The sequence below is a fragment of the Methylophaga sp. UBA5088 genome, from assembly GCF_002414625.1.
GTDB lineage: Bacteria > Pseudomonadota > Gammaproteobacteria > Nitrosococcales > Methylophagaceae > Methylophaga > Methylophaga marina.
The window spans coordinates 115,706-129,416 of the sequence record NZ_DIAC01000010.1; the positions used below are offsets into that span (position 1 = coordinate 115,706).

The 13,711-nt window shown below is 42.7% G+C and carries 13 protein-coding genes; 11 read left to right on the forward strand and 2 right to left on the reverse strand.

Features of this window, described 5'->3' with window-relative positions; all coding sequences use genetic code 11:
- The 6 genes from B4K20_RS01415 to lpxA all read left to right on the forward strand — a co-directional run.
- Positions 1-211: site-2 protease family protein (locus tag B4K20_RS01415; protein WP_289281625.1), on the forward strand; the 211-nt coding region annotated here is incomplete at its 5' end.
- 58 nt (positions 212-269) lie between these two features.
- A complete protein-coding gene (bamA, locus tag B4K20_RS01420; RefSeq protein WP_289281626.1) occupies positions 270-2,546 on the forward strand; it encodes an outer membrane protein assembly factor BamA in 2,277 nt (758 codons plus the stop codon).
- A gap of 19 nt (positions 2,547-2,565) precedes the next feature.
- Entirely contained in the window at positions 2,566-3,072 is a 507-nt protein-coding gene (locus tag B4K20_RS01425) for an OmpH family outer membrane protein (protein ID WP_286305383.1), read from the forward strand.
- A 9-nt stretch (positions 3,073-3,081) separates the two neighbouring features.
- Positions 3,082-4,098: a UDP-3-O-(3-hydroxymyristoyl)glucosamine N-acyltransferase gene (gene lpxD / locus B4K20_RS01430; RefSeq protein WP_289281627.1), complete on the forward strand. Its 1,017-nt coding sequence runs from the start codon at positions 3,082-3,084 to the stop codon at positions 4,096-4,098.
- An 87-nt stretch (positions 4,099-4,185) separates the two neighbouring features.
- The gene (gene fabZ, locus B4K20_RS01435) at positions 4,186-4,635 is read left to right on the forward strand and encodes a 3-hydroxyacyl-ACP dehydratase FabZ (protein ID WP_286305381.1); all 450 of its coding nucleotides are present in this window, start codon (positions 4,186-4,188) and stop codon (positions 4,633-4,635) included.
- Positions 4,632-5,402 (forward strand): acyl-ACP--UDP-N-acetylglucosamine O-acyltransferase, encoded by a 771-nt coding sequence (gene lpxA, locus B4K20_RS01440; RefSeq protein ID WP_289281628.1) that lies wholly within the window; start codon positions 4,632-4,634, stop codon positions 5,400-5,402. Before fabZ ends, lpxA begins: the two co-directional genes overlap by 4 nt.
- A 30-nt stretch (positions 5,403-5,432) precedes the next feature.
- Here lpxA and B4K20_RS01445 read toward each other — a convergent pair whose 3' ends face one another.
- A complete protein-coding gene (locus tag B4K20_RS01445) occupies positions 5,433-6,617 on the reverse strand; it encodes an ammonium transporter (protein WP_289281629.1) in 1,185 nt (394 codons plus the stop codon).
- A gap of 288 nt (positions 6,618-6,905) precedes the next feature.
- On the opposite strand from B4K20_RS01445, the gene B4K20_RS01450 reads away from it, so the two are divergent.
- Genes B4K20_RS01450 through der form a run of 3 tightly spaced genes read left to right on the forward strand, consistent with a single transcriptional unit; the run spans position 6,906 to position 10,112 of the window.
- Positions 6,906-7,547: a YfgM family protein gene (locus B4K20_RS01450; RefSeq protein ID WP_289281630.1), complete on the forward strand. Its 642-nt coding sequence runs from the start codon at positions 6,906-6,908 to the stop codon at positions 7,545-7,547.
- The gene (bamB, locus tag B4K20_RS01455) at positions 7,537-8,709 is read left to right on the forward strand and encodes an outer membrane protein assembly factor BamB (RefSeq protein WP_289281631.1); all 1,173 of its coding nucleotides are present in this window, start codon (positions 7,537-7,539) and stop codon (positions 8,707-8,709) included. The genes B4K20_RS01450 and bamB overlap by 11 nt, the downstream gene beginning before the upstream one ends.
- Positions 8,706-10,112 (forward strand): ribosome biogenesis GTPase Der, encoded by a 1,407-nt coding sequence (der, locus tag B4K20_RS01460; protein WP_289281632.1) that lies wholly within the window; start codon positions 8,706-8,708, stop codon positions 10,110-10,112. Before bamB ends, der begins: the two co-directional genes overlap by 4 nt.
- Here the strand turns inward: der and B4K20_RS01465 are convergent.
- Positions 10,109-10,447 carry a hypothetical protein gene (locus B4K20_RS01465; RefSeq protein WP_289281633.1) on the reverse strand — a complete coding sequence of 113 codons (339 nt, stop codon included), beginning with the start codon at positions 10,445-10,447 and terminating at the stop codon, positions 10,109-10,111. The genes der and B4K20_RS01465 overlap by 4 nt on opposite strands.
- Before the next feature lie 116 nt (positions 10,448-10,563).
- Between B4K20_RS01465 and B4K20_RS01470 the strand changes: the two genes are divergently transcribed.
- Together B4K20_RS01470 and B4K20_RS01475 are read left to right on the forward strand one after the other, a co-directional pair.
- Positions 10,564-12,744 (forward strand): type I secretion system permease/ATPase, encoded by a 2,181-nt coding sequence (locus B4K20_RS01470; RefSeq protein ID WP_289281634.1) that lies wholly within the window; start codon positions 10,564-10,566, stop codon positions 12,742-12,744.
- A gap of 2 nt (positions 12,745-12,746) precedes the next feature.
- Positions 12,747-13,711, forward strand: a 965-nt coding sequence (locus B4K20_RS01475) for an HlyD family type I secretion periplasmic adaptor subunit (protein WP_289281635.1), incomplete at its 3' end; no start/stop codon positions are given.

Here is a 13,711-nt window from a genome sequence, read left to right on the forward strand (position 1 = left end):
TGCCATGATAAGTATTACACTTGGCATATTGAACCTTTTACCTATCCCAATGCTTGATGGTGGACATCTCGCCATGTTTGCAGTGGAGGCTGTCAGAGGTAAACCAATCTCTGAAATAACTCAGATGCAGATACAAAAAGTGGGCTTTTTGATTTTGATTATGGTGATGTTTATTGCCTTTTTTAATGATCTCACAAGAGTGTTTGGATAATCAGATTAATTGCAGGTACACTTACTCTTTCGTCGACGGATAGTTATTGCTGATAACAATGAATAAATTACTGCCTATACTCCTGTTTTTGTCTTTTATCTCAGTCGCAAAGGCTGAGTCCTTTACCATCGAAGATATTCGTATAGAAGGATTGCAGCGGATTTCTGCTGGTACAGTCTTTAACTATCTCCCTGTGAAAGTCGGGGATACGATGACGGATAATGATGCAAAAGGCATTATTCGCTCATTGTTTAAGTCTAAATATTTCAATGATGTTGAAGTAGAAAGACAAGACGGTGTATTGGTTATCAAAGTCAAAGAACGTCCAGCCATATCCAGTATCGAACTTGTCGGCAATAAAGACATGGACTCAGCAGAGTTGCTGAAGTCGCTTCGGGAAATCGGTTTTGGTGAAGGCCAGGTTTTTGAGCAAGCCATGCTAGAGCGTGTAGAGCTTGAACTTGAGCGTCAATATTTCAGTCGAGGCAAATACGGTGTGGCGATTAGTTCTGAGGTAACACCGTTATCACGAAATCGTGTAGCTATTCGTATCACGATGGCAGAAGGCGTGGTGGCGACTATCAGTGATATTAACATTGTTGGTAATCATGCTTTTGATGATGAAGAGCTGATGACAGATTTTCAGACCACAACCGGTTCATTACTGTCATTCCTGACGAAGGACAATCAATATTCTCGTCAAAAATTATCCGCGGATTTAGAAACCTTACGTTCTTTTTACTTAGATCGTGGTTTTGTGGATTTTACGGTTGAGTCAACTCAAGTCTCTATCAGTGATGATAAGAAACACATGTTCATCACAATCAATATCAGTGAAGGCGAGAAATATAAAATTAACGAAGTGCGATTAGCCGGTAATTTGATCGTACCTGAAGAAGAATTATTTAAGCTGGTTACGATTCGAGAAAACTCGGTATTTTCACGTAAAGCCATCACTAAGAGTACTGAAAATTTAACTAATCGCTTAGGTAATGATGGCTATGCCTTTGCAAACGTCAACGCGGTGCCTGAGATTGACCGTGAAAAGCGTGAAGTAGATTTGACGTTCTTCGTCGATCCAGGTCGTAGAGCCTACGTCAGACGTATCAATATTTCAGGTAACAGTAAAACACGTGACGAGGTTTTACGTCGTGAATTCCGCCAACAAGAATCTGCATGGATCTCCACTGAAAAAGTTGAACAGTCTAAGGCCAGGGTATCTCGTCTTGGTTATTTTGAAAATGTGAATGTGGAAACTATTCCGGTGGCTGGTGTACAGGATCAGGTTGATTTAGATTTTGGTGTTACAGAAACGCCATCAGGTAGTTTGTCAGCAGGTATCGGCTTCTCACAGTCAGATGGTCTGATTTTCAATGCCAATGTGACGCAGAAAAACTTCTTGGGTAGTGGTAAACACATTCGATTTGGCTTCAATAATAGTAGCATTAACACGATATATAGCTTTGGTTATACCAATCCATTTGTTACAGTCGATGGTATCAGTCAGGGCTTCAATGCTTTCTATCGTGAAACAGATGCTGATGAAGCAAACATAGCAACATACACTCTTGATGCATTCGGTGGGGATATCACTTTCGGTATTCCAATTTCAGAAGAAAATCGTATCAATCTTGGGGTGGGTTATGAACGCACTCAAATTGATCTTCCTTCAGATAACACTATTTCGCGCTATTCTGATTTCATCGATCGTGAAGGTGACACCTTTGATACCGTTACATTGAATCTTGGCTGGTCGAGTGATGACCGTAATAACGCATTATTACCAACAAGCGGTGTGTCGCAAACGTTGACAGGTGAGTTTGCTGTACCAGGGCCATCATTGCAGTACTACAAGCTCAAATACAAAGCGAATGCTTACCATCCGATCAACGACACCTTCACTTTCGCGTTAAGAGGTGAGTTCGGATATGGTGAATCCTATGGTGATACTGAGGAGTTTCCTTTCTTCCAGAATTTCTATGCTGGTGGTATCAGAAGTGTTCGCGGCTTCCAGGCCAATACCTTGGGTGTCAAAGAGGATGACGAACCGTTAGGTGGTAATTTACTGGTTAGCGGTGGTGCGGAAGTCATTTTCCCCGTGCCATTTATGAAAAAAACGTTAAAATCTTTCCGTCTTAGCGCCTTTACTGACTTTGGTAACGTTTATGATGTGGATCAAGATTTTGATGCTGGTTTACTGAGGTATTCAGCTGGTTTGTCCGCTATCTGGATTTCCCCATTTGGTGCAATGTCGTTTAGTATAGCGGCACCGTTGAAGAAAGAAGACGGTGATGAGACTGAAGCATTCCAGTTCTCATTGGGTTCGACGTTTTAATTAATTATTGGAGTTGAGTGTGAAGAATTTGAAGTTTATTTGGCTATTATTTGCATTGTTCATCGCCGCCCCTGCTAGTTATGCAGCAGATTTAAAAATTGGTGTTGTAAATGCAGGCGTGGTGCTTGATAAATCACCACAAAAAGCAGCAGCACTCGCGCGTTTGGAAAAAGAATTCTCCGCAAGAAGTAAATCATTAGAAGCAAAACACAAAGCACTTCGTGCTGCACAAGAAAAATTAAATAAAGACGGGGCTATCCTCAGTGCAGATCAACGTCGTGACAAAGAACGTGACTTATTAAGCGATCAACGTGAACTGCAACGCCTGCAAGATGAGTACAGTGAAGACTTGTCGATCCGTCGTAATGAAGAGTTAAGAAAACTTGAAAAAGACATTGCAGAAACCATTGTCGATCTGGCAAAAAAAGAATCGTATGACATGGTGTTGTATCAAGGTGTCATCTTTGCCAGTGATAAAGTTGACCTGACAAATAAAGTCTTGGAAATGTTGAAAGCTAAAAAATAGAGTACAGTTGTGGGTTTGACACTTGCTCAAATAGCAGAAGAAATCAATGGTAGAGTTATCGGCGATGCTACTTACGAAGTTAGCAGCGTCGGTACTCTATCAAATGCTGAATCATCTCAACTAAGCTTTTTATCTAATTCGAAATATAAAAAGTTTTTAAAACAATCCCAGGCTGGGGCTATCATCGTCTCAAAAGACATGTCCGAATATGTCGTGACAAATGCCATTGAGGTTGATGATCCTTATGTTGCCTATGCCAAAGCAGCTAGTCTTTTACATCCGGTAAAAAAGCACTCTGCTGCCATCCATCCATCTGCAGCCATTGATCCTTCAGCCGAGATAGGTAGCAATGTCACTATCGGTGCACATGTTGTTATTGAGCCAGGCGTTATCATCAAGGATAATGTAATTATAGGCCCAGGCTGTGTTATTGAGCATGACGTCATTCTTAGAAAAGGGGTAACACTCCGTCCTAATGTGACATTATGTTTTGGTGTGGATATCGGCGAGCGTACTATCATCCACCCAGGCGTTGTGATTGGTGCAGACGGTTTTGGCATTGCCAATGATAACGGGCACTGGATTAAGGTGCCTCAGGTTGGCTCAGTTAAAATAGGTAGCGACGTTGAAATCGGCGCTAACACTACGATTGACAGAGGCGCTATCGAAGATACCGTAATAGCAGACGGTGTAAAACTCGATAATCAAATACAAATTGGCCATAACGTGACTATTGGAAAACATTCGGTCATAGCGGGTTGTACAGGAATTGCGGGTAGTACATCTATTGGTGAATATTGTGCGATAGGTGGTGGAACCGGCATGGCTGGACATATCAATATCGCCAATGGGGTGCAGTTGACTGGCATGAGTATGGTGACAAAGTCCATCAATGAAGCAGGTGTCTATTCGTCAGGTATACCGGTTGAGCCAACGAAACAATGGCATAAAAACGTGATTAGATACCGTCAGATGGATAAATTATTTGATCGTGTGAAACAGCTTGAAGAGCAAGATAAAGACTGATTGCAATGTTGTTTTGCTTTACCAAAGTCTGCTCTCACAGTAACATTGTCGGTCTTTTAAATACAATGATAGTCAAGGGATATTAGCTTGAACACGATTGATATACATGAAATTCAACGCCTGTTACCTCATCGATACCCTTTCTTGTTGATTGACAGGGTTATAGAGTTTACCCCGGGTGAGCGTTTGGTCGGCATTAAAAATGTGACATTTAATGAGCCGCATTTTACAGGTCATTTCCCTCAGCGCGTCATTATGCCTGGTGTATTAATCCTTGAATCCCTTGCGCAAGCGACAGGGTTATTAGCGTTCAAGACAGCGGATCAAATCCGTTCTGATGAAGCATTATACTATCTGGCTGGTATAGATAATGCTCGGTTTAAACGACCTGTTGAACCCGGTGATCAACTTAGACTTGAAGTTAAGTTAGAAAAGAATAAACGTAACCTGTGGAAATTTACGGGCGAAGCGAGTGTTGATGGCGAAGTTGTTGTCAGCGCCGATATCATGTGTGTTAACCAAGAAATGCCAAAGTGATACATCAAACAGCTATCATTGATCCAAGTGCCGTTATCGCTGATAACGTCAAAATTGGTCCTTTTTCTGTTATCGGCCCAAAGGTAAAGATTGGCGAAGGGACTGAAATTGCCTCACATGTCGTTATAAATGGACCAACGAAGATTGGTAAGAATAACCGCATCTTTCAATTCGCTTCTATTGGTGAAGAACCTCAAGATAAAAAATTTCATGGTGAAGACACCACATTAGAGATTGGTGATAACAATCTTATACGTGAGTCCGTCACAATCAACCGTGGCACTGTGCAAGGCGGAGGCGTAACTCGTCTTGGCAGTAATAACTGGATTATGGCTTATGTCCATATCGCTCATGACTGTATTATTGGTAACGATAATATCTTTGCGAATAATGCATCACTTGCCGGTCATGTGATTATCGATGATTTTGTGATTCTGGGTGGTTTTACTTTAATCAGTCAATTCAATTACATGGGATCACATTCCTTTAGTGCTATGGGCAGTGTGATTTCAAGAAATGTACCCCCGTATGTGCTGGTTTCTGGTCACATGGCGAAACCCTTTGGGATTAATGTTGAAGGATTACGCAGACGTAATTTTACTGATCTGCAAATTAAAAATATTAGACAAGCATATAAATTTTTATATCGCTCTGGTTTGAAGTTAGAAGAAGCTGAGATACGCATCGATAACATGAATCAAGAATCAGATGAAATTTCTCTATTATCTGATTTTCTCAAGAACCAGGAGGGTGGCATAATCCGATAACAATCGGATTATGCATTATTCCATTCTTAGTTAGTCATTATTCGGCGTTGCTGTAATTTTGTGAATACTTAAATCCGCACCTTCATATTCTTGTTCCTGAGACAGCCTTAACCCCAAGACGAGTTTAAGCAAACCATAAACGCTAAATCCGCCAACAAATGCGATAAGTACACCTAATCCAGTGCCAATGAGCTGTGACATCAAACTAACACCGCCCATACCACCTAAAGCGACTTGACCAAAGATACCAGCTGCAATACCACCCCAAACACCACAAAGACCATGTAGTGGCCACACCCCAAGTACATCATCAATTTTCCATTTGTTTTGTGTGAGTGTGAATGTGAAGACGAATAGTGAACCCGCAACCAAACCTGTCACCAGGGCTCCTAATGGGTGCATGATATCGGAGCCTGCACAGATTGCTACTAAACCTGCAAGAGGTCCATTATGCACAAAGCCTGGATCGTTTTTACCCAATAGGCACGAAGCAAGTATGCCGCCAACCATTGCCATAAGTGAATTGATAGCAACCAACCCACTTATTCCATCAATAGCCTGAGCGGACATGACATTAAACCCAAACCAGCCTACAGTAAGGATCCATGCACCCAGTGCCAGAAAAGGGATATTTGAAGGTGGGTGTGCAAATATTTCACCTTTTTTACCATAACGTCCATGGCGTGGACCGAGGTGCAAGACTGCTGCTAATGCAATCCAGCCGCCCACGGCATGAACAACAATTGAACCAGCGAAATCATGAAAGCCGGCACCATATGTATTACTCAACCACTCTTGAATACCATATGCACCGTTCCATGAAATACCTTCGAAGAAAGGATAGATAAAACCAGCAATAAAAAATGTCGCTATGAGTTGAGGGTAAAACTTAGCACGCTCGGCAATACCACCAGACACAATAGCCGGTATCGCAGCAGCAAAGGTAAGTAGGAAAAAGAACTTAACCAGCCCATAACCATAATTTTCATTCAATGTTGGAGCCGCATCAAAAAAATGTAAATTGTAGGCGATACCGTAACCAATAAAGAAATAAGCGATAGTGGATATGGCAAAATCGACAATAATTTTTACCAGTGCATTGACCTGATTTTTCTTTCTAACTGTCCCGACTTCTAGAAAAGCAAAGCCAGCGTGCATGGCTACCACCATTATGGCACCAAGCAGTATAAACAAAACATCATTTGCGTTATTCACTATCCTATCCCCTCGTTGGTTTAGATATAAAGCACCAAAATAGCAAGAGTCGCACCAAATTAGAAAAAACAATATAAATCAATTGGATGGTTGTAATAAACCTACCAGTGTTGGGTTTTATTGATTTAAATTGGTGCAATATTGTTAGCTTTAGCACTAGATTGGTGCTTCGTGATATCTCATGGTGCATGTGATTAAACGAATTGTTGATCCACAAGCAGCATATAAAAACGTATAATCAACGGCTTTATATAAAGTTGATCAGTAAACCGATGTTGAGGAGACCGCATGGATATCTATGCATCTGATGAAGAGAAAGCAGAAGCAATAAAACAATGGTGGCGTGAAAATGGCCGCTCTGTCTTTATTGGTGTGATACTGGGTATCGCAAGCATTTTTGGTGTACGTTACTGGATGAACTATCAGCAAGTTCAAACTCAGCAAGCGGCTATGATCTACCAGCAAGCGATTGTGTCAGTAAGCAATCAAGATTCTGAAGCTGCTCAAGCCAGCACAGAAAAACTGATGCAGGATAACAAAAATAGTGCCTACGCCGTTTTCGCCGCGCTCCAAATGGCACAAAAAGCGAGTGAAGCAGGTGAGTATGAGAAAGCGAAAGATTACCTGCGTTGGGTGAAAACGAATGCAGAGTTATCAAGTCACCAAGCGTTAGCAAAACTACGTTTAGCAAAAGTTGAGTTTGATCACGGACAATTAGAACAGGCTCTAGAGCAAGTAGCATCCAATGATGTGGAGGCCTTTGATTCTCTTTTTGCTGAGCTGGAAGGTGATATTAAATCTGCTCAGGGAGAGCCGCAACAAGCGCAAACAGCGTATCAGAATGCCTTGAAAGGGCTCAATTCTGGTGAACCTAGACATACCCTGATTGAAATGAAATTAGATGATGTGGCCGTTGCACATGAAAGTTAATTTGCGCTTATTAACCATTGGTCTCTCACTCACCGCACTTACTGCATGTAGCACCGTAGGCGATTGGTTCGCAGAAGAATCCTATGAGGAACCACCAGAGCCTCTAACTGAATTTGCCAGTGAGTTCAATGCCAAAGTCCTATGGGATAAAGGTGTTAATGATGGTGCAGGTGAAAAGAAACTCGACCTGGCATTATGGTGGCAAAATAATAAAATTTTTGCTGTTGATCATGAAGGTGAAGTGACCGCACTGAATGCTGAAACGGGACGTGAAATCTGGGATTCCGATCTGGATTTTAATGTTGTGACCGGCATCGGTGGTGGTATGGAAGCAGTCTATGTCGGCTCAGATAAAGGTTTGCTGGTTGCTTTGAACGAAGCCGATGGCAAAGAGTTGTGGCGGACACAATTAACTAGTGAAGTGTTGGCTCCGGCGACTTCAGCAAATGGTATTGTTGTGAGCCGTACCTCTGATGGACGTGTCACGGGTATTTCAGCAGATGATGGTAAGGTCATTTGGTCATACCAGCGCGCTGTCCCTTTACTTAGTTTACGTGGTGCCGGAAGACCTGTGATTGCTGGTGATACCGTCATTGCTGGCTATGACAACGGTAAATTGGTCGCCCTGACATTGAACGACGGTAAAGTGATATGGGAAAAGAGTATCGCTATTCCACGTGGCAGAACCGAGCTGGAACGTTTAGTTGATATTGATGCTGACCCGGTAGTGATTGAAGATACTGCCTACCTTGTGACTTACCAGGGACAATTGGCTGCTGTAGATATCAATTCTGGTCGTGTGTCATGGTCACGTGATATGTCATCACAAATCGGGCTGGATGCCGCTTACCGAGACGCTGTTTATGTGACAGATGATCAAGGTTATGTCTGGGCTGTCCAGGATGGTAGTGGTGATGCACTGTGGCGTCAGACAAGGTTGCTGAGACGTCAGGTAACCGCGCCTGCGATTGCGGGTAATTACATAGTCGTAGGTGATTTTGAAGGATATATTCACTGGATAGCGAGAGATGATGGTCGCTTTGTTTCACGTCAGCAACTGAGTGATGGTCCAATTTACAGCAAACCATTAGTTATCAATGGCATTGTCTATGTTACTGCAGCTGATGGCAGTCTTTCCGCTTTGAGAGTACCTGAAAATTGAAACCAGTAATTGCGTTGGTTGGTCGTCCGAATGTCGGCAAATCGACCATATTTAACCGGCTAACAAGAAGCCGTGATGCGCTTGTAGCGGATTACGCTGGTCTGACGCGTGACCGTATCTACGGTACCGCGAAAGAGCCTGGTTATGATTTTATATTGATTGATACCGGTGGCCTTACCGATCAAACAGACAATATGTCTGATCTTATGCGTAAACAGGCAAAACTGGCGATTGATGAAGCGGATCTCATCTTATTCATCGTCGATGGTCGTGCAGGACTGATGCCTACTGACTCCGATGTCGCCCAGCTTTTACGAAACGACGGCAAACCCGTTTGTCTTGTAATAAATAAAACGGAAGGTGAACGTCGTGAAATTATCTCTGCCGAGTTCTATGCATTAGGTCTGGGTGAGCCTCAGGTTATCTCTGCAACTCAGGGCAGAGGTATAGATGCGCTGTTAGCCGAAATCAAAGATCGCATCCCAGCGGTTGAGAAGCTGGAGGCCGATGAACCTGAGCAATTTGATGAGAATGAAATTCGACTGGCAGTGTTGGGCAGACCTAATGTAGGTAAATCTACGCTGATTAACCGTTTGCTTGGTGAAGAGCGCGTGGTGGCATTCGATGAACCTGGCACAACCCGTGATAGTATTCATGTTCCATTTGAAAAAGATGGCGTCAAGTACACATTGATTGATACAGCAGGTGTCAGACGACGTTCTAAAGTCTCTGAAAAACTTGAAAAGTTCAGTATATTAAAAACATTACAGGCTTTAGAAGATGCTAATGTAGTGATGCTGGTCCTGGATGCGCATGAAGGCATAGTCGAGCAGGATCTGCATTTAGCAGGACTGATTATTGAAAGTGGGCGTGCTGTCGTTATTGCTGTCAATAAATGGGACGGCCTGGAAAAAAGTGAACGTGAATGGGTAACGACAAATATCGAGCGTCGGTTACCTTTTCTGAATTTTGCCAAAACGCATTTTATTTCAGCATTACATGGCAGTGGTGTTGGCCTCTTATTCAAATCAGTCAGACAAGCATTTCAGTCTGCCATGATAAAAGTCCCTACTTCACGCCTGACTCGGGTATTGGAAGATGCGGTTGCTGATCATCCACCGCCACTGGTCCGAGGTCGTCGTATCAAATTCCGTTATGCTCATCTAGGCGGAAAAAACCCGCCTAGAATCATCATTCATGGAAATCAGACTGAATCAACGCCGAACAGTTATAAACGTTATCTGGAAAATACCTTCAGAGACGTTCTAAAGTTACAGGGCACACCGGTGATGATTGAGTTTAAAACCAGTGACAATCCTTACCGTGATAAAGCCGTTAAAAGTGCGGCACAAAACACACCTCAAAGAAAACAGCGTCCTCCGCGTAAAAGTCGTAAAAATTAGAGCAATCCGGGGTCATCGCTCATCAGATTTTCGAGACTGTTGAGCTTGTCTCGGATTTTTTCACGCGTAGCCAATTTCTCGCGCGCAGCGAGAGGCAGATCTGTAAATAGTATGACTTGTTTGTCTATCAAGGTATTGATCAAATCTTCCAACACCCGGATCAAAGATAAGTCTGATGCGTTAAGCGCAGACAGACTATCTGCTTTGTTTTCTGATTGTGTTAAATAAGCGACCAGTTCGTCAGAGTTTACTGATAGCTTTTCTGTTGCGCCAGCTTGAGGGTTATCGTAAACAGCAATGATGTTAGCTGTTTCATCTCTTTCTACATAAACCATATCTATTCATGACCCCATTAATGTAATGCCATAGCACATTATGGCGTGATATGCTTTACAGTAAACTAAAAAACTGTGAAATTCATCAAGTTTATTAACTCACTATTGTTAAGAAGATGTATACGGAGTCTGTCATCAACACAAATAAAAAAGAGCAGTGGGATGCTCAGGATAGCTACCGTACTCATGATGATCCGTTACTGGCCTGCTTGACGGTTCTCGCCAAAATTCTTAATAAACCACATAGTCCAGAATCATTGATTGCTGGTTTGCCCCTTGTGGATAATAAACTTTCACCCTCTTTATTCAGTCGCGCTGCAGACCGCGCGGGCTTGTCTTCTCGCATAGTGAAGAGAAAACTGACAAAAATCTCAAATCTTGTTTTGCCAGCCATCCTTTTATTGAACAATGCCAATGCCTGCATTCTTCTTGAAATCAACAAAACAAAAGCAAAAGTTATTTTCCCTGAAACAGGTGAAGGGGAGTCCGAGCTGTCTCTTGATGAACTAGCAGAGCAGTATTCGGGATACAGCATCTTTATCAAACCTGTTCATCACTTTGATAAACGAACAGAATTCTCTGCTATACCGCGTGCTGAACATTGGTTCTGGGGCACAATTTTGCGTTTCTGGCCCATCTACGGCCAAGTATTTATTGCATCCATCCTGGTGAATAGTTTTGCTCTGGCTTCACCGTTATTTGTGATGAATGTCTATGACCGTGTTGTGCCAAATAATGCCACAGAAACACTCTGGGTATTAGCCATTGGTGTCGCCACTGTATTTGTCTTTGAGTTATTACTGCGCACACTTCGTGCGTATTTTATTGATATAGCCAGTAAAAAAGCAGATGTGATTCTTTCCGCCACCATTTTTGAAAAAGTGATGGCGGTAAAAATGTCCGCGCGGTCGAATTCTGTCGGGTCATTCGCTAACAGTATGCAAGAGTTCGAGTCGTTCAGAGAGTTTTTTACATCGGCGACACTGACAACCTTGGTTGATTTGCCATTTTCATTATTATTTATTGCTGTTATCTGGCTGGTAGCAGGGCCTGTCGCGTATATACCTTTAGCCGTCATACCTCTGACGATACTGGTGAGTTTGATTATTCAGTTCCCTTTATCAAAAATGATTCAACATTTATTCAGGCACTCCGGACAGAGAAGTTCGATATTAATTGAAACGCTTACCGGCTTGGAGACTATCAAGAGTATTGGTGCAGAGACTCCTATTCAGCGTAAATGGGAGCAGACGGTTGGTTTTATGACTAAATACAGCCAACGCGCTCGTATTTTATCTGCCACGGCTATCAACTTTACTTCCTTCCTGCAACAGATGGCATCCATCACCGTTGTTGTGTTTGGTGTGTATTTAATTACAGAAAATGAAATCACTATGGGGGCCTTAATTGCCAGCACTATTTTGACAGGGCGTGCATTAGCTCCGATGGCACAGTTAGCCGGTATATTGACTCGCTATCATCAATCTAAAGCGGCGTTGAGTTCATTGAATAGCTTGATGGCATTGCCTGTTGAAAGACCATCTGGACGAGAGTTTCTGCATCGGCCTGAATTCAAGGGTGGTATTGAATTTAAAAAGGTGAGCTTTCGTTATCCAGAACAACCCATTGATGCTTTATCAGATGTCTCTTTTAAGATTAATGCCGGAGAAAAGGTGGCATTTATAGGCCGCATTGGTTCTGGGAAAAGTACCATTGAAAAACTGATGTTGGGTTTGTATGAACCCAATGAAGGCTCTATTTTGTTGGACGGTACTGATATTCGACAGGTCGATCCTGTCGATCTAAGAAAGAATGTTGGCTACGCACCACAGGACGTCGTACTGTTCTACGGCAGTATTCGTGAAAATATCACCATGGTGGCTCCCTTCGCTGAAGATCATGAAGTATTAAAAGCGGCGGACATTGCGGGGGTGACGGAATTTGTCAATCGACACCCATCGGGTTTTGATATGCCTGTCGGGGAGAGAGGTGAAGGTTTATCTGGTGGACAGCGTCAAAGCGTAGCCGTTGCTAGAGCATTGTTGTTAAATTCACCTGTTGTGATGCTGGATGAACCCACTAATGCCATGGACAACAGTACAGAAGAACGTTTTAAAGCCAAATTAGCAGAGCACATTGAGGATAAGACCCTTCTACTGGTGACTCATAAAGCCTCACTTTTGAGTTTAGTTGATAGAGTGATCGTGATGGATCAAGGGAATATTGTTGCCGATGGCTCCCGGGAACAAATTCTGTCTGCCCTTAAAAATGGTCATATTAAAGTGAGTAAGGGCTAGTTATGGCTTGGTTCAAAAAAACGCATTCAGACGATCTGGAGTTCATGTCAGAAGTCAGTGCCGCTTCACTGGAAAGTTCATCTCGAGTTGGTCACTCTTTACTACTGCTTACAGCACTGTTTTTCATCTGCGCTTTCTGGTGGGCCAGTATTACAGAGTTAGATGAGGTGACGCGGGGGCAGGGCAAAGTAATTCCATCCAGTAAAGTTCAAGTCATACAGAATCTGGAAGGTGGTATTCTCTCTGAAGTACTGGTACATGAAGGAGACATCGTCAATAAAGATGATGTATTACTTAAGATTGACGATACGCGGTTTTCCTCGTCTTTTCGTGAAACCCAGTTAAAGTACTGGGAGTTACTGGCTCGTAAAGCACGATTGAAGGCCGAAATGGAAGGCAAACCATTAGAGTTACCTGAAGAAGTCCTAAAACAACAACCTGCCTTAGCTGCTAGTGAACGCGCACTTTATCAATCACGCCAACTTGAATTACAAAGTAATATTGATGTTCTTGAGCAACAGGTAAAACAACGACAGCAAGAGCTGCTAGAAAACCAGGCGAAGCTCAATAAGCTGACAACCAGTTACGATTTGAGCCGCCAAGAGTTGGAAATGTCTGAGCCATTGGTCTCTGTGGGCGTTATATCTGAAGTTGAATTATTAAGACTTAAGCGAGCGACCAATGATTTACGTGGCGAAATGGATACGACCAGGTTAGCGATTCCTCGTATCCGAGCAACACTTAACGAAGCTAAGCAAAAAATAAAAGATACGACGCTGAGATTCAAATCAGAAGCAGCATCTCAGCTTAGTGAGGTACAGTCTGAATTAGCCATAACCAAAGAAACAACGACTTCTCAGGAGGATAGAGTGAGGCGTACCTTGGTGCGTTCGCCTGTGAAGGGTAAGATAAAGCAGTTAAAAATTAATACCGTTGGTGGGGTTATACAACCAGGAATGGATCTGGT

Bases quoted from the DNA above. Each gene is read 5' to 3' on its own strand.
- B4K20_RS01470 (WP_289281634.1), top strand. From the start codon at position 10,564: ATGTATACGGAGTCTGTCATCAACACAAATAAAAAAGAGCAGTGGGAT.
- bamB (WP_289281631.1), top strand. From the start codon at position 7,537: ATGAAAGTTAATTTGCGCTTATTAACCATTGGTCTCTCACTCACCGCA.
- bamA (WP_289281626.1), top strand. From the start codon at position 270: ATGAATAAATTACTGCCTATACTCCTGTTTTTGTCTTTTATCTCAGTC.
- B4K20_RS01465 (WP_289281633.1), bottom strand. From the start codon at position 10,447: ATGGTTTATGTAGAAAGAGATGAAACAGCTAACATCATTGCTGTTTAC.
- B4K20_RS01450 (WP_289281630.1), top strand. From the start codon at position 6,906: ATGGATATCTATGCATCTGATGAAGAGAAAGCAGAAGCAATAAAACAA.